Origin of the sequence: Aquirhabdus sp., assembly GCF_046462495.1 — a bacterium.
In the GTDB taxonomy this organism is placed as follows: domain Bacteria; phylum Pseudomonadota; class Gammaproteobacteria; order Pseudomonadales; family Moraxellaceae; genus Aquirhabdus.
This window is the reverse complement of record NZ_JBKGVE010000003.1, coordinates 151,124-173,212: the sequence shown is the minus strand read 5'-3', so window position 1 is coordinate 173,212 and position 22,089 is coordinate 151,124. Positions and strand designations below refer to the sequence as shown.

Below are 22,089 nucleotides of genomic sequence, written 5' to 3'. Positions count from 1 at the left end.
TCGCCTTGCTTGGCTCATGATTGAATAGGATAAAACATGAATGCATCACTGAACCCGATTAAAAGCGCATGGCAGACCGTGCAGATTGCACGTCATGCGGATCGCCCGCAATTTTTAGATTATGTGAATGGCTTGTTTACAGAGTTTGATGTCTTGCATGGCGATCGTGCTTTTGGCGATGACCACGCATTAATTGGCGGATTAGCCCGATTTAATGGTCGCCCAGTGATGGTGGTTGGGCAGCATCGGGGCCGGAGCACTGCCGAGCGGATTTATCATAATTTTGGTATGACCAATCCCGAAGGTTATCGCAAAGCACAGCGTTTGTTTGAAATGGCTGAACGCTTTGGTTTGCCCGTATTTACCTTTATCGACACCATGGGGGCTTATCCAGGCGTAGGTGCAGAAGAGCGCGGTCAAGCGGAAGCGATTGCGCGAAATCTGGCGGTACTATCCACGTTGAAAGTACCGGTTATTGCGACCGTGATTGGTGAAGGTGGGTCAGGTGGAGCACTGGCGATTGGTGTTGCAGATAAAGTCCTGATGCTTGAAAACAGTATGTATTCAGTGATTTCACCCGAAGGCTGTGCATCGATTCTGTGGAAAACCAACGAACAAGCTGAGCGTGCCAGTGAGGCATTGGCGTTGACTGCGCAGAAGTTAAAAGCTTTGGGTTTGATCGACCAAGTGATCAGCGAAGGTGAAGGGGCGCATCTGACGCCAGACTATGCTGTAGATGCACTGCGGATTGCACTGACGGCATGGCTTGATCAACTCAGTGCATTGCCCGTGGCAGAACTGGTTGAGGCGCGTTATCAGCGCTTAATGAAATTCGGGAGTCGTTTGCCTGCATTACCGGTCACGTGATGAGTATTGCGTGCGACTAAGACTAAACGGATGCAGCTTGCATGCTGATTGAACAGGCGATTAAGGAAACGCTGAAACGGTTTAAACCGAATCAGCGTTTTTTGTTGGGTTGTAGTGGGGGATTAGACTCCATTGCATTGCTGTTTGCGCTGCAGCGTATTTGTGCGGAAGCGGAGTCTGGCTTCAAACTGCGCGTGGTCCACGTGGACCATGATTTACAAGCACCTTCTAGCGAGTGGGCCCGTCAAGTGGTGACTCAGGCGCGAGCCTTAAATCTGGATGTGGTGGTCAAGAAAGTTCATGTCGCATCCGGTAATCTTGAGAATGAGGCACGCATTGCCCGCTATCGTGCATTTAAGGAAGTGATTGATGCCGATGAGGTGCTGGTGCTGGCACATCATCAACAAGACCAAGCTGAAACGGTCTTGATGCGTTTGCTGAGTGGCAGCGGTGTGAGTGGCTTAGCGGCGATGCGTGAAGTCTATGTGCAAGACGAGTTGACCATTGTCAGGCCGCTCTTGCACATCTCTCGTGCCGATATCCAGCATTACGCCCTCCAGCATCAATTGTGTTGGGTCGATGACCCGGCCAATCATGATTTGAATTTTGATCGGGTTGTATTACGCGAAAAAGTCTGGCCCGTGCTGCAAGCCCAGTGGCCGGGGTTTGAAACAGCGATGACACGCACGGCACTCTTGATGGCGGATGCGGAGTCCATGCTTACAGAGCAGGGTCTGCTGGATATTACATCGGTGCGGCAATCACAAAATACCTTGGATATTACTGCGATTCAGACCTTATCCGAGGCGCGAACGCGTTGGCTGTTGTCGCGCTGGATGCAAGGGGACGAACGCTATGCCCCGCCACTGAGTCGGGTTGAAGCCGTACGCCAGATGATGGATGCCCAGATGGATGCGACGCCCGAGGTGATTTGGAAGTCTGGTACGGGCAGTTATCAGTTTAGGCGCTATCAGGGGCGATTATTTCGTCTACCGCTTGATCTACCAAAAGCCGATATTCAGGAAAGATTTTTTGTGCTGGAGCAGCAGTTGGATTTAGCCACGGGCAAGTGGCATATCCAGTTGATGCCCAGCGGCTTGTCACTGACGCTGCTGAGGCAACCTTTGCGACTCCGTCCACGTCGTCCAGGAGAGTCGTTACATTTAAGTGGGCGGGTGGGGCGCTGGCCACTTAAAAAACTGTTACAGTCATTGGATTTGTCACCTTGGCAGCGTGAACAAATCCAAGTGCTTGAAACTTTAGATGCAGCGCCTTTAGCACTCCTTAGCGCGGCTGGATTTTGGCCCGTGGCACAGGTCGTCGAAACTCCTGGTTGGGGTTTGATTCAGTGTCATTAAATTCCAATAGATTTTGGTTATGCTCAGCGGCGAGATCATCTGTGATTTTGGCATGGTTATTTTAAGGTGCCGCAGATGATCATTAAGATCGTGATAAAAGGATCACGATCTTAATGATTGGTTTTTGATGACTTGTTTTAATGATGAGTTTTATAATTTTTATGAATAATTTTGTGGATTTAGTTTTATGAGCGTACAACACAATGTGACCCCAATTGATTCAACCAAAATCGTAGCCTTTATCGGCGGCGGAAACATGGCGCAGGCATTGATCGGCGGGCTTCTGGCAGAGGGTTTACCCGCGACAATGATTCGCGTTGCTGAGCCTGTCGCTGAGTTACGGGAGATATTGGCATTGCGCGGCGTCGGGGCGTTCTCGACCGCCACTGAAGCGGTGAAGGGTGCGGATGTTGTTGTGCTCGCTGTAAAACCACAAATCATTCAAGCGGTATTGGCTGAATTGGCTGATCTGGTTGCTGATAAGCTAGTGATCTCAATTGCAGCCGGTATTTCGGTGGCGACGATTGCCCATGGTCTTGCAGGACAAGAGCGGATCGTCCGTGCGATGCCCAATACCCCTGCTTTGGTGCAAACAGGTGCAACTGGTTTGTATGCCGATGATGTGCTTAGCCAGTTGGATCGAGATACGGCAGCAACCATTCTTTCAGCCGCAGGCTTAGTGCTGTGGGTTGAAGATGAATCATTGATGCATGCCGTCACTGCAGTATCAGGTTCGGGTCCCGCCTACTTCTTTTATTTGATGGAAGCCATGATCGATGCGGGAGTGGCGCAAGGGCTCGATGAACGGACTGCTCGTGCCTTGACCTTGCAAACGGCTCTAGGCGCAGCACAAATGGCGATTATCAGCGAAGACAGTCCTGCAAAACTTCGCCAAAAAGTGACTTCTCCAAACGGCACAACGGCGGCGGCGATTGACTATCTGGATGCCCATGCGGTGCGGGCGCATATTATTGATGCATTAGCCGCAGCAGAAACACGCAGTATCGAATTGTCAGCCAATTAATGCAGTCGCTTTTGATATCAAGTCGCATTGCCCGACTGGCAGTGTCATGCTTGATCGACTAAGTTTTACAAAATAGAGATGAGGACGCGGTTGTATGGATTCGTTAATTTTACAGATTTTTAACATCGTCACTGGCGTGGCAATGTTATTGTTTTTCTTGCGCTTTATGATGCAGCTAACTCAGGTTGATCCCTATAACCCGATTGTGATGTCGACCGTTCGTGCAACGCACATTGTGGATATTTTTGGTCGTATTTTACCGACAGTCGGTCATGGTCGCATTAATTTGGCAGCGCTTGGGCTGATGGTTCTGGTTCGCCTGATCGATTTAGGCGGTACGAACTTGTTGAATGGCTCAACCAATATCGGACCGGATGTTTTACTTCTGGAGCTGGTTTTTGGCTTGCTCGATGATTTCTTGTGGATGTGCAAGATTCTGATCTATGTGTCCATTATTTCAAGCCTTGTCATGATGTTTACGCAAGCACCAACGCCAATGATTGTACTGGTCATGCAAATGACTGAGCCGTTATATGCACCGTTTAGACGGTTTATGCCGGATCTGGGGCCACTGGATCTGTCGCCATTGGTTGCATTGCTTGCTATTGGAGCTACGCGCTTTTTACTCAGCTATGCACATAATTTCCTGCTGCAAGGCATGCTCTAAGCATGTTTTCCAGCAGCATAGACGCTCGTTCGCATTATTCAGAAATGAGTAATGGATTTGAGTGATTCTGTGCCTGTTTTTGTTTTCTTTGTCAAAGTTCAGCCCAATGCAAAAAAGACTGAGATCATTGGGCTTGAGACTATCAATCATCCCGCATCGAATATCCCCACGCCTATGTTAAAGATTCGTTTGGCTGCACCACCTATTGATGGTAAAGCCAACCAAGTGCTGTGTGCCTTTATTGCAAAGCAATTTGATGTACCCCTTCGGCAAGTCATGCTCCTTAGCGGCGAAACCGCAAAGATTAAGCGGATTCAAGTTGATCAGCCAAAAGTGATCCCTGAACATCTGAATAGCCTTGATTCGCGGGATTGAGTCTGGACTGTTCTGTGACAATTGTAGAGAGTTGTACGAAGGTTTGGTTTGATCAGCCATTTTTTCCGAGGATTGAACAACTCAAAGCAGTCAGAAACTGACATAAAGTGATAACTAGTTCACAATAATGTTGCAATTTTTTTTGTAACCGGGATGACATCTTCAATTCCATCTTCACGACCCATTCGGTAATATGCGGTCCGCATTGACTCGAAGAAGCTCACCTAGTCTAGCACGTATTGTTAAGCATACTTTGCATATATATGGATGAAGTGTGTAGAGCGATAGATAAGAGGTAATAATAAAATCAAAATAATGATAACTAGTTCACATTATTTTAGAATAAAAAGCTTTTTTATCGACCGATTGGTAAATATTCATTAAGTTTATCTAAATAATAAAATTAGAAATCTATCATAAACTGATTCCTGCTCCTTCATGGTAAGTCCACACATTTGATGCTGGTGAGCTAACGCGCTACTTAGCTTCTCTACATATGTCTGATGATTGCGATGGTCATGAAAAGGGTGCTCCAAAAGAACTTAATTCTTCACACCTGAATGAAAGGAAAACCGCATGAAAATTTCTGCATTAAATACCGCTTTAGTTCTCTCTCTTGGCACCGCAGCATTGTTGCCAATCAATGCACAAGCTGCTGATGGCTTGATCAACTTTGTAGGTCAAATCACTGCACAAACTTGTACGATCAGTGGTAACGGTGGTGGTAAGGACTTTACCGTGACTCTGCCTACTGTTTCTGTTCAAACTCTTCCTGCAGTTGGCTCATGGGCTGGTCGTACACCGTTCAACATCGCATTGAGCGGTTGTTCACCTGCAACTGGTAACGTCGCAACTTACTTCGAACCAGGCGTATCTACTGATCTGACCACAGGCTACTTGAAAAATGATACCGGTACTGGTCAAGCAACCAACGTTCAACTGCAATTGTTGAATGACGACACTACTGGTTTGCAATTAAACCAAGCTAAAAACGGTACTAACGGTTCTAAAACTGTTGCGCTGAATGCTGGTGCAGCAACATTGAACTACTTCGTGCAATACACCGCAGTAGGTGGTGCAGCGACTGCAGGTAAAGTGGCTAGCCGTACCAACTACACCATCGTTTATAACTAATTCGTTATCGACTCTTGGTTTTTTGTGGCGACACGGACTCGTTGCCGCATCTTCTGTGCATCAAAAGGACGTATTTCATATTGCTAAGGTTTACCTATGAAAGCTTCGATCCATCTAGTTTGGGCAGCAGCACTATTGTTTTGCAGCAGTCAATCTTTCGCAAGCGTCGTCATTAACGGCACGCGGATTATTTATCCTGCGCAAGAACGAGAAGTGACCATTAAGCTCGACAATAATGGGGATTCACCCTCATTGGTCCAAGCCTGGCTGGATGATGGAGACGCAAAGCAAGCCCCTGAAAAAAGCACAGCCCCCTTTCTTTTAACACCGCCGCTGACCCGTATTGAACAGGGTCGTGGACAAACCCTACGTTTGATTTATACCGGTACCCCGTTACCGCAAGATCGTGAATCCGTGTTCTGGCTCAACGTGCTAGAGATTCCCCCTCAAGCCAGTGATGCCGCCGCACGTAATTTTTTGCAGATTGCTTTTAGATCCCGGATTAAAGTTTTCTTCCGCCCCAAAGGTTTACCGGGACTTGCGATTGATGCCCCTGAAAAATTACGTTGGTCCGTTGTACCTGATCAAAACGGTTTGGCCCTGCAAGTGGATAACCCAACGGTCTATCACGTGTCTTTTAGTCAAGCGGGTATTACAACGAATGGCAAAACATATACCTATCAAGAAGGTGGAATGGTCGCACCATTTTCCAAGACCCTTTTTCACTTGAAAGCGCTGACGCAGCAGCCTTCCGCTGCCACCACCGAAGTCCACTATACCTTTATTAATGACTACGGCTCTGGTGTTGATAGTAAGGCAACACTACAAACCCCCTAATTCGCAATAAGAACTGTGTGGCATTCACTCAAAGTTGTTTTTTGAGATGATTTAGGAGTTTCTCTGTGCAAAAAATGGCATTTTCAATGGACTACGCACCGATTCAACATCGTGGCATTCGCCAATTGATGCCCAATCGTGGCTTTGCTTTAAGCACGTTATCGATGCTGATCGCAAGTTGTGGACTCTCACCTGTCGCATGGTCAGCGACAGGTGCTGGGGTAGCCGCGAGTGGAGGAAACACCTTCGTCTTTGATAGTCGTTTTCTGGCAGGTGAAACCGGTCATGTCGATTTAAGCAGTTTTCAAAAAAGTAACCCTGTACTGGCGGGAAATTATCGCGTTGATTTGTATATGAATCAGCGTTGGATTGGGCGTGAGGATATTCGCTTCCGTGCAGAAAAAGATCAAACGATTGCCGTACCTTGCTTTACGATCGCGCAATTACAGCGCTATGGTGTGGATACTTCTAAATTAGATTCTAGTCTTGCGCTAGGGGCGGATGAATGTCGTCCGATTACCTTCTTTATGCCACAGGCCAGCCATGACTTTGACGGTTCTGACCTGCGCTTAGATTTAAGCGTTCCTCAGGCGATGGTGAGTCGCTCAGCCCGTGGCTATGTCGACCCGCGCTATTGGGATCATGGTGTAACCGCCGCGACACTGGGCTATAACTTTAACACCTACCAAACCCAGATGAACGGTAAGGACCAAACCTTATCTTACCTCGGTCTAAATTCTGGTTTTAACTTAGGCGAATGGCAATTCCGCCATAATTCATCCATCAGCAAATTTACCGACTCCGCAACCAAATGGCAGAATATTGCAACCTATGCGCAATATAACTCTGCGGCTCTTCGTAGTCGTTTCATCCTAGGCGACTCCAATACCTCAGGTGAAGTGTTTGATACACTGGCATTTCGCGGGATTCAACTGGTCTCCGATGATCGGATGCTGCCAGACTCACTCCGTGGCTATGCCCCAGTGGTTCGCGGCGTTGCAGATACCAATGCACTGGTTGAAATTCGTCAAAATGGTTTCTTGATTTATCAATCAACCGTTGCTGCTGGTCCTTTCGAAATCAAGGATCTGTATGCCACAGGTTATGGTGGTGATTTAAATGTGACGGTGACGGAAGCGGATGGGCGGCAGCGCACCTTTGTCGTGCCCTTTGCATCTGTGGCGCGTTTATTACGTCCGGGCACCAGCCGCTACGAGTTGACCAGTGGTCAATATCGTGATGATCAGCTCAGCAGTAAGCCGTACTTTCTGCAAGGTTCTTATCAGTATGGTTTGTCTAACCTGACCACTGTCTACGGGGGTGCAAATGTCAGTGAGGGTTATACCTCATTGATCTTGGGCGGTGCATTAAATACGGCAGTTGGCGCATTTGCCCTTGATGTCACTCAGGCCAATACTGACTTTAAAAACCTGAAAAATTACAGTGGTCAGAGTCTTAAATTAGGCTATAGCAAACGCTTTACCGAAACCGACACCAATATTGCCGTTGCGGCCTACCGTTATTCTACTTCTGAGTTTTTAAATCTGCATGATGCCATTTACATGCGCGATTTTGACAGTCGAGGGTTGATGACGGGTGGTGTTGAGCGTCAGAAAAACAACTTCGAAGTGACTATTAATCAAACCATTGGCAAATCTGGCTCATTCTATGCCACGGGTTCGGTTCGCAATTATTGGGATCGGACAGGCACCAATACCCAGTATCAGGTTGGTTATAACAACAACTACGCCAGCATGAGTTATGGCTTCTCTGCGGCACGCACGCGGGATGTGTTGGGGCGTGATGATACCCAATACATGTTGAACGTCTCCTTCCCATTAGGCAATGGTGCTTATGCGCCATCGGTCAATACCACCATGAGTAACAGCACTCAGGGCGGCACGACCAGTCGTGTGGGATTGAATGGCTCTTATGGTGAAGATCGTAATTTGAGCTACGGCGTCAGTGTGAATAACAGTTCGCGCAATGATGACACCAGTGGTTCAGTCACTGGGCAGTATCTCAGCCCGTATAGCACCTTGACGGGTTCTTATACCGAAGGCGGCAACTATCGTACCCTATCCGCAGGTGCCAGTGGTGGCATCATCCTGCACCAAGGCGGTCTGACTTTTGGTCCGCAAAGCGGTGAGACCATGGCGATTGTGGAAGCGCAATCGGCAAAAGGCGCGCGTGTGGCCAACTACTCCGGTGTGCGTATTGATGGTCGGGGCTATGCGCTGATTCCATACTTGATCCCATACAGCAACAACACGGTTGAAATTGACCCGAAAGGCATCTCAACGGATGTGCAACTGGAAAGCAGTAGTCAGCAAGTTGCACCTTATGCAGGAGCCGTGGTCAAAGTTGGTTTTAAAACGACGGTGGGTCGCTCAATGCTTCTTCGCGTGAAGAGTGCCTCGGATACAGCGCTGCCCTTTGGCGCATCAGTCTTTGATGCCGATGGTCAGAATGTCGGTATCGTCGGTCAATCCGGCCAACTGTTTGCCCGTTTGAATCAGGATGTGGGCACGCTACTGATCAAGTGGGGCGAGCAAAAAAATCAACAGTGCAAAATCAATTACAAACTACCGCAGCGCACTGCAAAAGATACTGGTGCGCAGTATGAATTGCTTGATGTTCAGTGCGTGGATTCTGCGCTGACGTCACCGAACAGTCTAGTGAGTGCTCAATGATGAAAAGTCAATTTAAGGTGCTATCACGTGGCGTCATCGCGGGTTCACTGCTTTATGTGGTGGCAAGTCACACGGCTTTTGCCGCATGTAATGTCACGATGACATCGGGTCTACCGCAAGTGATTCAGATGGATATGGGTCGGATCGTGATTCCAGCAACTACAGCAATAGGCGCTGTGTTTGCAACACGAGATTTTCCAATTACTGGGATTAATGGTTACGGCAGTTGTACCGCTTCAGGCGGTAGTGCGATCGGAATCATGGAGCAGGGTAGTGATACCGGTGGTCGAATTTATAGTTCTTTAGTTCCTGGAGTCGGGATTCGCTTATCCCGCGTGGCCGGGAGCTTGGGGCAATTGGATTATCCGCATGTACTAACGCTTACAGGGGCATCGACACTGAATCTGAATGCGGGTTTATTCCGTGTAGAGCTGATCAAGACTGCCGCGACTACAGGAAGCGGCGCATTTGCTGCGGGCGAATACACCTCTTATTACTTAAATGGCACTGGTCCTAGCAGACCGATGCTGACTTCTGTCTTATCCGGAAATGGCATTACGATTGTCTCGCCATCGTGTACGGTGGATGCGGGCTCTCTCAATATTCCTGTTGATTTTGGTAGCGTCCCTAAAAGTACCTTTACGGGTGTGGGTTCAACTGCAGCAGAGCGCAATTTTGCGATTAATCTCACCTGCCAGCAAAGTCCGGGTAATGTATTGATTTCATTAGATCCTAATACTGGTGGCAGTACCTCAAGTCCGGGCGTATTGGCGATTGCAACGGGTGCAGGAGCGGCCACTGGGGTTGGGATTCAATTATTAGATGCCCGGAATGATCAACCCGTGACCTATGGGGTAGGGATTCCTGCGGGCAATCGCATTTCAAGCGCTGGCCCGTTATCGGTGCCGTTTAAAGCGCGCTATTACCAGACCCAAACCACCGTGACCCCTGGTACAGCCAATAGCACGGCGACTTTTACGATTCAATATAACTAGTTCAAAGCGCTGGTTATGAGCGTTTTTGTGTGTTGTCCAAAATGGAGTCGGGTGTGAATATTATTGCACGTTGATTCGATCACCATTGTCATCAATCGGCCTAATTTTTGGCCAAACGAGGAGCTAAAACCATGCAAGTATTATCTACGCAGGAAATTCAGCAGGTATCAGGCGGGTGCTTTTTTTTCTGTAAACCCTCCTTTTTCTTTTGTAAGCCAAAGCCGAGTTTTGGCTGCCATCCAAAACCACCGTGCAAACCAACAACACCAACAGAACCGCCAGTGGTCGGGACTTAATACCTTCTAAGTATGAGTGCTCAAGGATGAGCAATCTGTTTTTAAGCCCCAAATAATAATTCTAATGATGCGTCAGAGGTCAACTGGATCAAGATTACCAAACCAGCCTAAGTCCTAATTTTTGTAAACTAATAGACATCTTTTCGCTTAAATCTATATAGTTATGGTTGACTATTGGTCGTAATAGGAATACTTTTTCAAAGACTAAGTCCTTACATTGACAGGTTAGTCGGTCTACCTTGGAATGAAAGAATTGGTGATGTGGAACAAATTTGAAACATGTGGGTCAATTTAAAAAAAATACAATTTAAAAATCAAATATAGAAAAATTAACCATGTCAAATAAACCCCTTTTCCGAACAGAAGCGCTGAATGCCCAGCAAGTCAATTGGCTGGGCAACATCATTCTTGCACGCCCCATTTCTTTTAGCATGATGACTGCATTTGCAGGCATCCTTGCATTGATCGTGGTTCTGTTTCTGATCTGGGGAACGTATACCAAGCGCAGTACGGTTACAGGACAACTCATCCCCAATACAGGTCTGGTGCAAATCTATGCGCAGCAGCCGGGTATTGTTTTAGAAAAAAAAGTGGTCGAAGGGCAGGCGGTCAAGCAAGGCGATGTGTTGTACGTCCTATCCAGTGAACGTCAAAGCAGCACTCAAGGTGATACGCAAAATGCAATCAGTCGGCAGGTTCAGGCGCGTGAACAGTCCTTGCGCGATGAGTTAATCAAAACCAAAGCCATTCAGCAAGATGATCAATCTGCACAAGCCCGAAAAGTGAGCGATCTACGCGCAGAACTCTCTGCTTTAGCGGGTCAGATTCAAGGTCAGCAAAGCCGCGTGGCATTAGCTGAACAAACCATCAGTCGCTATCAGAGTCTACTGAATCAAGATTATATTTCAAAAGAACAATTTCAACAAAAACAAGAAGATTTACTGGATCAACGCAATCGACTGCAAAGCCTAGAGCGGGATCGCATCACGGTTGGACGTGAACTGGATGCCCAGCAGCACACGCTAGGCAGCTTATCGCTCAATCAACAAAATCAGTTGGCACAGATTGACCGCACACTCGCCAGTACCAGTCAGGAACTGACAGAGAGCGAAGCGAAAAGACGCTTGGTGATCACCGCATCCGAATCAGGTATTGCGACTACGGTAACGGCAGAAGTTGGGCAAACAGTGGATAATAATAAGCCTCTGGTTAGTATTGTGCCGCGAGGCTCAATTTTACAAGCGCAGCTGTATGTTCCGAGTAAAGCGATTGGTTTTATCAAACCGGGCGATTCTGTCTTACTGCGTTATCAAGCCTATCCTTATCAAAAGTTTGGCCATGCCAAAGGGGTCGTGGTTTCCGTATCCAAGACGGCTTTGCCGAGCAGTGAAATCACCAATATGAGTATCCCGATTAATGGCACGACTCAAAATAGTGAGCCGCTGTATCGCATTACGGTCAAATTGAATCAGCAAACCGTCCAGGCCTACGGCAAAGCACAATCTTTACAAGCAGGCATGTTGCTGGATGCCGATATTCTGCAAGAGAAGCGTCATCTGTATGAGTGGGTGCTTGAGCCCCTATATAGCTTGACCGGTAAACTTTAAATTTTTTTAAGTCTCTATTTTTAGGCTGCTAATGATGACTTTTCTTGATGAGCTGTCTTTTGGGTTTTCTAAAAAATTACCACTCATACTGCAAACCGAAGCGACGGAGTGTGGTCTGGCCTGTTTAGGCATGGTTGCGGGTTTCTATGGCCATCGTACTGATCTGGCGACACTGCGCCGCTCCTATCCAATCTCGCTTAAGGGCGCGACACTGGCCAATCTGATTCAAATTGCTAATCGTTTAGAGCTAGCAACCCGTCCGTTGAAGCTAGAGCTTGAGGATCTCGATCAACTGAAGCTACCGTGCATTTTGCATTGGGACTTTAATCATTTTGTGGTGCTCAAAGAAGTTCATAGCGGATCAGTCATCATCTATGATCCTGCTTTTGGTTCACGTAAGTTATCGTTGAGTGAGGTCTCTAAGTCCTTCACAGGCGTAGCGCTTGAGCTTTGGCCTAATCCTGAGTTTAAAAAGAAAGAAGAAATTCAGGCAGTACGACTGCGTGAGCTTATGGGGCATGTCAAAGGACTGTGGCGTTCCTTAAGTCAGATCCTATTGCTTGCGCTTGCATTAGAGGTCTTTGCACTCGTCAGTCCATTCTTTATGCAGTGGGTAATCGACAATGTGATTGTGACTGCGGACCGAGATCTGCTGGCAACCTTGGCCATCGGCTTTGGGATTCTAATGCTGATGCAACAAGCGGTCAGTGTGATGCGCTCTTGGGTCATCATGTATATGGGGACGACGCTCAACGTGCAATGGCGTGCGAACGTCTTTACTCATCTGATTCGTCTGCCTGTACAGTACTTCGAGAAACGTCATCTGGGTGATGTGATTTCACGCTTTGGTTCGATAGACCAGATTCAGCATACTTTGACTGCGACATTTTTAGAGGCGATTTTGGATGGTTTGATGACCGTCGTGACGTTGATCATGATGTTTATCTATAGTCCAAAGCTGGCATTGATCGCCATTGCGGCGATGGTCCTGTATGCCTTAAGTCGCTGGATCTGGTATCGCCCCCTGCGCAATGCCACTGAGGAACAAATTATTCACTCAGCCAAGCAAGAAAGTCACTTCATGGAAACGGTGCGTGGTGTTAAGGCCATCAAACTCTTTGAGCGCCAGGATGAACGCCGTTCCACATGGCTGACGCTGGTAGTAGACCAAACTAATGCTGGCTTGCGGACTCAGAAACTACAAATTCTATTCAGACTGTTTAATGGGGTGTTATTTGGGGTTGAAAACATCCTGATCATTTGGCTCGGTGCTTTACTGGTGCTGGATGGTAATTTCAGTGTCGGTGCCTTGATGGCGTTTATGGCGTATAAAGGGCAGTTTGATGGGCGGGTTGGCTCGCTGATTGATAAGTTTGTTGAAGTCAAAATGCTGCAACTGCAAGGTGAGCGTCTAGCCGATATCGTGTTGACTGAACCTGAGGAGGTTTTCGGGCGTCAAACGCTGGCTGAGGATGCACCACTCACACCATCCATCACCGTAACTAATCTACGCTATCGCTATTCAGACCAAGAACCTTATGTTTTGGATGATGTGAACTTTACGATCGGTGCTGGGGATTCTGTCGCCATCATTGGTCCTTCAGGCTGCGGTAAAACCACCCTCATGAATGTGTTGCTGGGTGTATTGCCGCCGACTGATGGTGATGTGTTGATCGGGGGGATCAGTACCAAGCAGCTCGGTATCCATACCCTGCGCAGCATGGTCGGTACGGTACTTCAGGACGATGTACTTTTTGCAGGCTCTATCGCCGATAACATCAGTTTCTTTGATTCTAAAGCCGATCAGGCATGGGTCGAACAGTGCGCCAAGATGGCGGCGGTGGATGCTGAAATCTCCGCAATGCCGATGGGCTATAACACCTTAGTGGGGGATATGGGCACGGTCTTGTCAGGTGGGCAGAAACAGCGAGTTTTATTGGCGCGCGCACTGTATAAACGTCCAAAGATTCTCTTTCTCGATGAAGCAACCAGTCATTTGGACATTGCTAAAGAACAAGAGGTCAATCAGGTTGTGAAATCACTGGATGTGACCCGGGTGATCATTGCCCATCGTCCTGAAACGATTGCATCTGCCAAGCGTGTGATTGTACTGTCGGGCGGTAAAGTTGTACACGATGTCCCCGTTGAGGCGGCACTACAACCGTCAAGTGAGCAATGATATGAGCACGTCTGCTCGTCATGGGATCACTGTAGGAGTTTTGACCGCACTCTATGCGGCAATGATTCCTGCCCATGCTTTTGAAATCGACCCTTTTTCAGTCAAAAAACTCTATTCAAAAACACCATCTAAAGGTCAAGTGTTGGTGAAAAAGCCGCCTCAGTCCGAGTCATCCTCTATCACGGGGGGTGAATCTGCGACAAAGCCCACAGCGAATAGCACGCTTGATAGAGCCATGGCCGATCCCTGTACTTGGGGCAGCATTAAGACTTCGGTCGATTTGCTTGAGGTAGTCGAACGGGCAATGTGTAGTAATACCGAAGCGCGTCAAGCGTGGGTCAATGTCAAGATTCAAGCCGCGCAAGTCGGTGTTGCGAAAGCGGCTTATCTTCCTACCGCCGATGCAACATTGAGCTATAGTCGTGGACCCAATAATTATCAGGTGCAGGATCGACCCGATCTAAGTTTTAATTCCAAGACCTCCGCCCATAATGTCGGCGTGAATGCCAATTGGGTGCTGTTTGATTTTGGGCTGCGCCGCGCCAACCTTGAAAACGCGCGGCAATTGCTGATCGCAGCCAATGCCACCCAAGACCTGACATTACAGAAGGTTTTTGTGGCCGCTGCACAAGCTTACTATGATCTGATGAGCGCCCAAAGTGCTCTGGATGCCTATAGCGAAGCAGAGAAGACATCTGGTGAAAGCTTCAAAGCAGCTGAGGCCAAATACAATGCTGGCGCGGGGACACTGGTCGACAAATTGCAAGCCCAGACGGATTATGCACAGGCGCGTTTGGATCGTGTGAAAGCGTTGGGGGATTTGAGAACCGCCCAAGGGACGCTGGCTGTCGCGATGGGTGTTGATGCGAATACGCCTTTTACAGTCAATACTGATACGCGTGATCTACCGGATACTGCATTTGTTACCTCAATCAATCAGCTGATTGCGGATGCCAAGCGTACGCATCCCAGCTTACGGGCGGCACAAGCGCAATTGGCTGCCGCCAATGCCAATGTGAATGCTGTACGCGATGAAGGATTACCTTCGGTGTCTTTGTTTGGATCGGCAAACCGCAATCGGCAAATCGGTCAACCACCTTCGGCGACTGAATCCGATAACAGCAGTGTGGGTATCCAATTGAAAATCCCGCTCTTTGAAGGGTTTGGCCGTAGTTATCGTGTCCGTGCTGCGAAAGCACAAGCTGAACTGAAGTCCGTGGAGCTTGAAAATGCGGAACAGCAAGTTTCGCTAGAGGTCTGGAAAAACTATCAGGCATTGGCCACGGAAACAGAAGGACTTAAAGCCACTGATGATCTCCTTAAAAGTGCACGGCAAGCGTTTGATACCGCGAAAGGTCGTTATAAGGCTGGAGTAGGCAGCATCATCGAACTGCTGAATGCACAGAGCTCTTTAAGCAAAGCGGAACAGCAACGTGTACAGGCGCTGTCGAATTGGCATGTGGCGCGTTTGAAGCTGGCCAGTAGTTTAGGGCGATTGGGGCTTTGGGCACTTTAAGTTGATAGTAAAACTAAACGTATTAAAAAGTAGTAAAAAAAGACCCCGTGATGATGCTGTCGTAATAGACAAATTCACTGACCGTAAGTGTGACACGCCCGCTGCGACTTGAGCTTACCAATTGCGGGCTTCCACCAGCAGTGCTTGTTCAACTAACTCTGCTTGAGTTGATTTATTCTGCCAGCAAGATTCTTCCGCAAACTTCAGTTCACGTTTTGCATCTATGCACGGATACCCAAGAATATGGATCGTGGTCATTTTTATAACTGCCTAACAAAAAATTCGATAGGCTAGTGTGATTATTTATAAACATGAATTAAACTCATCTTTTTAATGGTAAGATGAATAATACTAATGTTATGTCATTTTTATTTTTAAAAGGTACGCTTCATGCTGGAACTTCGCCATCTGAAAACATTGCATGCACTCCGTGAGCAAGGTTCCTTGGCTGCGGCATCTGAGCATTTGCACCTCACACCCTCCGCGTTGTCACATCAACTCAAAGAGCTTGAGCAATGGCTATCGATGTCATTGGTCAATCGCAAGACTAAACCACTCCAGTTTTCAGCAGCTGGGCTGCGCCTACTCCAGCTTGCCGATCAAGTCTTACCGTTGATACAGACAACGCGGGCGGAGCTGACGCGATTGGCGCATGGACAAACAGGTCGTCTGTTACTGGCATCTGAATGCCATAGTTGTTTTGACTGGCTGATGCCCGTGCTGAATCGTTATCGACAGGATTTTCCCGATGTCGATTTGGACTTTGCCAGCGGTTTTGAGCCAGAACCCCATACTCAGCTACAGCAGGGTGAGATTGATCTATTGGTCACCACTGATTGTCTACCCGTCAAGGGCATTCAGTATCTCCGTTTATTTGACTATGAGTCCCGGCTAGTGCTGGCACCATCTCACCCCCTTGCTGCGCAAGAGGTGATCCATGCTGAGGAAGTCGCGGCACAGACGCTGATTGCTTATCCGGTCGAGCCGACACGACTGGATATTGTTGCGGGATATTTAACCCCCTATGGCTTAAAACCTGCTCAATTACGCACTACTGAATTGACGCCGATGCTGATTCAGCTAGTCGCGAGTGGTCGTGGTATTGCGGCATTGCCTGATTGGGTGGTTAAGGATTATGAACAAAAAGGTTGGGTGGTCAGTCGCCGATTAATCCCTAAAAATGCTGAAGGCTCTCAGCAGGGATTGCGCCGTACGCTCTATGCTGCCGTACGAGAGGTCGATCAGGAGTTAGTGTTTATGCAGGGCTTTTTAACGTTGCTGGCCCGCATGACACAAGGGCGATAGTGACATTTTTTGTCACGACCCATTCGTGTCATAATGCCAAAGTTTATCGCTGAGTGATGGTGTTAATTTAGGCTGATGATGCTTTTTAACACTTTTATGCAGAATATGTCACATATTGACGTATTTATTGCATGAGTTGGGCATTGACCTAGTTGCGTGCTCATCTTTGCAAATGTACACTCATCAGGAAAGCAGAAAAGGATGAATCTGCAGATTGCCAAAGGCAATCATGAATGGGAGCGATCAGATGATCGACAAGCGGTATCATGTATTTATCAGTACGACTGGCGCAGATATGCAAGCTGAGCGGTCGGTACTGGCACAAACTTTGGCCAGTTTAGGCTTTTTCTCGTGGGGACTAGAGACTCGTACACCACTGACGACCGCTTTTGCTCGCCGTCAAATCGATGATTGCGATTACTTTGTATTGATGCTGGGATCACGCTACGGTGAGTTATCGGCTTCAGGCGTCAGTTATGTCCATCTTGAATATATCTATGCAATCACCAAACAAAAACCCGTTTTTGTGATTCTGCATGAGTCGCCTGAGACCCGTTCTCCTGATTTTCAAGAAAAGACTCAAGAAGGGCAGGTCAAGTTTCAAGATTTCCGCCGCCAATTGCAACGCGAACGCGATATGGTGGTTACATTCCGTGAACCGCGCGAACTCGAAGTGATTTTGCGCCATGCCATGCCTCAGCTCACACAGCGTTATCCCTCCTTGGGCTGGGTGCGTCCAAACGATGGTCCGATGCAAGCGTTGCAAGCCGAAAATGACAAACTACGCCTTAAAGTTCAGCAACTGACGACGCTGGGTCGTGGTCGCTCTACGGCAAGACCAACTCCAGTAGATGCTGAAGTTGAACAGGCTTTTGTGGATATCGAAGAAAAACCAGCACCGCTTGAAGTTCCTGTAGTTCGTGGGGATGAGGTGGTTGCTTTTGATTACCGTGTACATGCTTATCAGGATGGCAACTTCCGTGAATTGCGTCCGCGTCGCCAAATGTCATGGAATGAACTGCTGATGGCAATGGGCCCCGGCTTTCGTCCACCAGCACCCGAAGAGGACTTTGCACGGATCATCAATGATTATTTGAACATCTCAGCACTCGGTGATGTCAAAGATTCTATGCCCCGTGCCCATGCGACAGCACGCTGCCAGATTAATATTCGTGCATTGCATGCCATTAAAATGCAGCTTAAAAATAATAAATGGATTGTTCCTGTTGGGCGTGATGAAAAGCATCGCATCCTATGGGGCTTATCAACGCAGGGAGAGGGTCAACTTAATAAACTCATGGCAGGTCAGCGCCTTGAAACAGGTTCATAGATGACATCGAATACCTCAGATTCTTCTTCAACCCAACGTGCTGTACTTCTTGTTAATCTCGGTACTCCCGATGCGCCAACACCGCCGGCTGTGAGGCGTTTCTTACGTGAGTTTCTCTCTGACCCGCGGGTGATTGAGATTCCACGGCTCATCTGGGCCATCATCCTCAATCTATTTGTGCTGCCCTTTCGACCTAAACGCGTCGCCCATGCCTATGCCTCGATCTGGGCCATGGGCGATTCACCGATGCGGTTGATTTTGAACGCGCAGGCCAATGCGCTCCAGCAAATGCTGGATTTTCAGATTGTACATCGTGATGTCGCGGTGCTGCCTGCGATGACGTATGGTACCCCGAGTTTGGCCGCAACACTGGATCGTTTATCTGCTGATGGGGTCGAGCAGATCATCATCTTGCCGCTTTTTCCTCAGTATTCAGCTACATCCACCGGTGCGGTCTATGATGTAGCGACACGTTGGATGCAGACACAGCGCAATTTACCCACGATCACGTTCATTAAAGACTATTTTGCACATCCGCTTTATATCCAAGCACTTGCTGATAGTGTGCATCGTTATCAGGTTGAGCACGGTGTTCCTGATCGGCTGTTGATGTCTTTTCATGGCATTCCTATCCCTTATGCGGAGCGGGGTGACCCTTATCCTAAGCGTTGCCATGCGACGGCTAAACATGTGGCAGAGGCGCTGGGTTTACGTGATGATCAGTGGGCCATCAGCTTCCAATCGCGCTTTGGCAAGCAAGAGTGGGTTAAACCTTATACCAATGTGCTGCTGACTGAGTGGGCGCAAGCGGGGGTCAAGTCGGTACAGATCATTAGTCCAGCGTTTTCGGCAGACTGTTTAGAAACGCTAGAGGAACTTGCGATCGAAAATCGTGATGTGTTCCTTAACGCTGGAGGCGCGTCGTATCAATACATCCCAGCGCTGAATGCTGATGTCGCCCATATCGAAATGATGGCAGCGCTGATTAATCCCATACTAGATGGCTTTGAGGCGATTTCTTGAATTCATTGTCAAAATGCTTTTGAGTCAACAAGTGTTCTGAGAGATTCAGTCTCTTAAACGGATAAAAAAATCCCTTCCTTTTTTACTTAAGGAAGGGATTTTTTAGTTGTTATGGGGAATTAAACCGCATTGGCAAAAGCCTGTTCTTGAACAGGCTGAGCGGGCGGCTCAATGAGCTGGACATGGGTTTGTGCTTGATAGCGTAAATGACCATTTTCAAAACCCAGTAATTCTCCCGAAGTAAATGCAGTCCACTGTTCGTTGTCTGTCAGTGGTTCGGTTGCAATGACTGCAACACGATCATCAGGCTTGGCATAGTGACTAAAGTCGATGTCGAGATCCATATCAACCAGATGGGCTTGGCTAAAAGGCCATGAGCGAATCAGCCAATGCAGATTAGTTGTGGCATAGGCAAAGAGTGCCTGACCGTTAGATAGCATAAAGTTAAAGGTGCCATGCGCCGCAATGGTCGGTGCAAGTTCGGCTAGCACTGAGAAAATCTCAGCAAGATCCGGCTCGGTGTTTCCAAAGCGATCCCGCAACCCTTGTAGCAGAGCACAGTACGCCAGTTCGCTGTCTGTCGTTCCGACAGGCAAGTAAGTGCCATTTAACGCTGGGGCATAATTCTTAAGATCGCCATTATGAGCAAAGATCCAGTGTCGCCCCCATAATTCACGCATGAAGGGGTGACTGTTTTCAACTTCAATATTGCCTTGCGTGGCTTTACGAATGTGCGCGATCACGTTCTTGGACTTAATCGGATTACGACGTAAACAATCCGCAATCGGTGAGTTCACCGCAGATTGATTGTCAATGAACAGGCGACAGGCTTTATTTTCAAAGAAAGCAATTCCCCAGCCGTCGGCATGATCCGAAGTCACACCCGCACGCTGCGAGAATCCCTTAAATGAAAAGGTAATATCGGTCGGTGTCGCACAGTTCATGCCGAGTAATTGGCACATATCGAAGTTAGGCTCCATTTGGGCATTAATCGCATAGTTTGACAGAATTGGTATTCTGACATGCTATTGATGCATTGAAATCAGACATCCATTACGCCATCTAAAACGCAAGAAAGCCACATGAACTTATAGTCTTAATTCTGCCGATTATAACGACCTTAATGCAAATAATGAATATAGGATTGGTTTGCATCACTTGTGCTATAGAGTGCAAAAGGAGCAGGTTTTTATCCTAAAACAACGTAACTAGGCGGATCCACCACCAAGAGTGCAGCAATCCTTATGCCAAATTCTATGAGGAACTGCATGCCCAATCTAATGAGATAGAGTGCTTTTGTAGGTATAGGTGATTTGTGTTTATTTCAGTGGTATGAAATGTCAGACGAAAATTGAGCACAACTGCATATTTTTTGCGCTACAATATACATGATCTAGTCATATAGGACGTATGACTTTTCAATACAGCAAAAAAACGCGTTCATAAGGGCAATATGAGAGCTGGTCGGAAATCACCATAAAAGAGTTGGTGGATTTTGGCGATTTCATTACAGTCGTATGAACAATACACGCCAGCTGATTTGTGACGGAACATGAATATCAGTGATTTAAACCCCAAAGACCTCAAAACGCAAATTATTGCATTATATAAACGGACTCTTGGTTCGGTTATCGTGATGGAGTGGAGTTTTGCCCAAAAAAGCATGTTGTTGCTCGTATTCATGATTATGCTTTATTCCTCTTATGTCCTCTATATGTTTGCAGTACCGCTGAATCCAGAGTGGGCGGCTTATATTGATGTTCCTCTTTTCAAAATTCTGATTTGGAAAGATATTCTAGTCACACTGCTCGCAGCTATTTTCTTCTGTTGTTGCTATATCTGGCGTAAAAGTGCTTGGGCTAATCGGCATCTACCTCTTTTTATTATTGTGTTTTATGCAATCTCCATGTGCCTTACAGGGTATCTGGTTGGTGCAATGAGTCCCGCCACGGGCATATTTCTCATTGGTACGCCACTGATCGGGCTTGCCTTGTTTCCTCGCGGTATGGTGCTGTGGGTGACCATACTTGCGACGATCTTGATGACACTCCTAGCATTTGCTGGAGTCTCTGGCTGGATTGCGTATGCGCCGCTCTTTGCCAGTGGCGGGATTCTAGATTTAAAGCAGCATTCACGGTTCTATTTCTACAGCCAAATGTACTTTATGCTGCCTCCGTCGCTGATCATTTTGGTTGCTGCGGATGTGATTTTAAAGCAATGGCATATGCGTGGGCGTGAAGTGACTTTACTGAGTCAACTCGATTCATTAACCAACTTGTTTAATCGGCGAACGATTAATGAACATCTCGAGCGTTTGATTATTGAAAGTACGGAAGTGGAACGGATCTCGATTTTGATTTTGGATCTTGATCACTTTAAGCAGATCAATGATACCCACGGCCATATGATTGGCGATGAAGTTCTCAAAGCAGTTGGGCTGGTCTTACAACAGAGCATGCGTAAAAATGATGTTGCGGGTCGTTTTGGTGGGGAGGAGTTTATCGTGGTTCTTGCGCGCTCGGAGCGTCAGGTGGGTATGCAAGTGGCGGAGCGGATACGCAATCGCATACAAGCGATTCGAATTCTGGATAAAAACGGGGATGAGATTAAGATTACGACCAGTGTTGGTGTCTCCAGCTGTGCGCCGCAAGCGATGGCGGGTATCGATCCGATGCTGCACGAAGCAGATCAAGCGCTCTATTTCGCAAAAAATGCCGGACGTAATCAAGTGATCCATTTTGATCAGTTAGTTGCAGAGCAAGCTCCCGATTTCCATATTTACGATGCGAAAGCTGATGTTAATGAAGAGGGGACCTTGGTTAAACACATGGGGGCATATCCCATACCCCCTTCAATTTAATAGGCAATAAGTCAGTAATTTGT

General features: G+C 47.5%; 18 protein-coding genes. 16 read left to right on the top strand and 2 right to left on the bottom strand.

Annotation, left to right across the window (positions count from 1 at the left end; translation table 11 throughout):
• Positions 1-36 precede the first annotated feature (36 nt).
• The 12 genes from ACLHG7_RS02485 to ACLHG7_RS02430 all read left to right on the top strand — a co-directional run bounded on the left by ACLHG7_RS02485 (position 37) and on the right by ACLHG7_RS02430 (position 15,548).
• The gene (locus ACLHG7_RS02485) at positions 37-867 is read left to right on the top strand and encodes an acetyl-CoA carboxylase carboxyltransferase subunit alpha (protein WP_410209496.1); all 831 of its coding nucleotides are present in this window, start codon (positions 37-39) and stop codon (positions 865-867) included.
• A 41-nt stretch (positions 868-908) separates the two neighbouring features.
• On the top strand, positions 909-2,225 hold the full coding sequence (gene tilS / locus ACLHG7_RS02480; protein WP_410209495.1) for a tRNA lysidine(34) synthetase TilS: 1,317 nt from the start codon (positions 909-911) through the stop codon (positions 2,223-2,225).
• Between the two features lie 187 nt (positions 2,226-2,412).
• On the top strand, positions 2,413-3,249 hold the full coding sequence (proC, locus tag ACLHG7_RS02475; RefSeq protein ID WP_410209494.1) for a pyrroline-5-carboxylate reductase: 837 nt from the start codon (positions 2,413-2,415) through the stop codon (positions 3,247-3,249).
• Between the two features lie 94 nt (positions 3,250-3,343).
• The gene (locus ACLHG7_RS02470; RefSeq protein WP_410209493.1) at positions 3,344-3,916 is read left to right on the top strand and encodes a YggT family protein; all 573 of its coding nucleotides are present in this window, start codon (positions 3,344-3,346) and stop codon (positions 3,914-3,916) included.
• 57 nt (positions 3,917-3,973) lie between these two features.
• The gene (locus ACLHG7_RS02465) at positions 3,974-4,291 is read left to right on the top strand and encodes a DUF167 domain-containing protein (RefSeq protein WP_410209492.1); all 318 of its coding nucleotides are present in this window, start codon (positions 3,974-3,976) and stop codon (positions 4,289-4,291) included.
• A gap of 576 nt (positions 4,292-4,867) precedes the next feature.
• Entirely contained in the window at positions 4,868-5,425 is a 558-nt protein-coding gene (locus ACLHG7_RS02460; protein ID WP_410209491.1) for a fimbrial protein, read from the top strand.
• Between the two features lie 96 nt (positions 5,426-5,521).
• Positions 5,522-6,262 (top strand): fimbria/pilus periplasmic chaperone, encoded by a 741-nt coding sequence (locus tag ACLHG7_RS02455; protein ID WP_410209490.1) that lies wholly within the window; start codon positions 5,522-5,524, stop codon positions 6,260-6,262.
• A 74-nt stretch (positions 6,263-6,336) separates the two neighbouring features.
• Entirely contained in the window at positions 6,337-8,955 is a 2,619-nt protein-coding gene (locus ACLHG7_RS02450; RefSeq protein ID WP_410209680.1) for a fimbria/pilus outer membrane usher protein, read from the top strand.
• On the top strand, positions 8,952-9,950 hold the full coding sequence (locus tag ACLHG7_RS02445; protein ID WP_410209489.1) for a fimbrial protein: 999 nt from the start codon (positions 8,952-8,954) through the stop codon (positions 9,948-9,950). Before ACLHG7_RS02450 ends, ACLHG7_RS02445 begins: the two co-directional genes overlap by 4 nt.
• 631 nt (positions 9,951-10,581) lie before the next feature.
• Complete coding sequence (locus tag ACLHG7_RS02440) at positions 10,582-11,853, top strand: HlyD family secretion protein (protein WP_410209488.1); 1,272 nt, start codon at positions 10,582-10,584, stop codon at positions 11,851-11,853.
• Between the two features lie 34 nt (positions 11,854-11,887).
• Positions 11,888-14,032, top strand: coding sequence for a peptidase domain-containing ABC transporter (locus ACLHG7_RS02435; RefSeq protein ID WP_410209487.1), 2,145 nt, complete (start codon positions 11,888-11,890; stop codon positions 14,030-14,032).
• Between the two features lies 1 nt (position 14,033).
• The gene (locus tag ACLHG7_RS02430) at positions 14,034-15,548 is read left to right on the top strand and encodes a TolC family protein (protein ID WP_410209486.1); all 1,515 of its coding nucleotides are present in this window, start codon (positions 14,034-14,036) and stop codon (positions 15,546-15,548) included.
• Positions 15,549-15,662: 114 nt separating this feature from the next.
• Here ACLHG7_RS02430 and ACLHG7_RS02425 read toward each other — a convergent pair whose 3' ends face one another.
• A complete protein-coding gene (locus tag ACLHG7_RS02425; RefSeq protein ID WP_410209485.1) occupies positions 15,663-15,806 on the bottom strand; it encodes a hypothetical protein in 144 nt (47 codons plus the stop codon).
• Between the two features lie 132 nt (positions 15,807-15,938).
• Here ACLHG7_RS02425 and ACLHG7_RS02420 point away from each other — a divergent pair, with 132 nt between their 5' ends.
• From ACLHG7_RS02420 to hemH, 3 genes are all read left to right on the top strand, one after another.
• Positions 15,939-16,853, top strand: a complete 915-nt coding sequence (locus ACLHG7_RS02420) for a LysR family transcriptional regulator (RefSeq protein WP_410209484.1) — start codon at positions 15,939-15,941, stop codon at positions 16,851-16,853.
• A 247-nt stretch (positions 16,854-17,100) separates the two neighbouring features.
• Positions 17,101-18,183 (top strand): DUF4062 domain-containing protein, encoded by a 1,083-nt coding sequence (locus ACLHG7_RS02415; RefSeq protein ID WP_410209483.1) that lies wholly within the window; start codon positions 17,101-17,103, stop codon positions 18,181-18,183.
• Positions 18,184-19,206, top strand: coding sequence for a ferrochelatase (gene hemH, locus ACLHG7_RS02410; protein ID WP_410209482.1), 1,023 nt, complete (start codon positions 18,184-18,186; stop codon positions 19,204-19,206).
• A gap of 119 nt (positions 19,207-19,325) precedes the next feature.
• On the opposite strand, the gene ACLHG7_RS02405 is transcribed toward hemH, so the two are convergent.
• A complete protein-coding gene (locus ACLHG7_RS02405) occupies positions 19,326-20,168 on the bottom strand; it encodes a class II glutamine amidotransferase (protein ID WP_410209481.1) in 843 nt (280 codons plus the stop codon).
• Between the two features lie 590 nt (positions 20,169-20,758).
• On the opposite strand from ACLHG7_RS02405, the gene ACLHG7_RS02400 reads away from it, so the two are divergent.
• Complete coding sequence (locus tag ACLHG7_RS02400; RefSeq protein WP_410209480.1) at positions 20,759-22,066, top strand: GGDEF domain-containing protein; 1,308 nt, start codon at positions 20,759-20,761, stop codon at positions 22,064-22,066.
• The last annotated feature ends 23 nt before the right edge of the window (positions 22,067-22,089 follow it).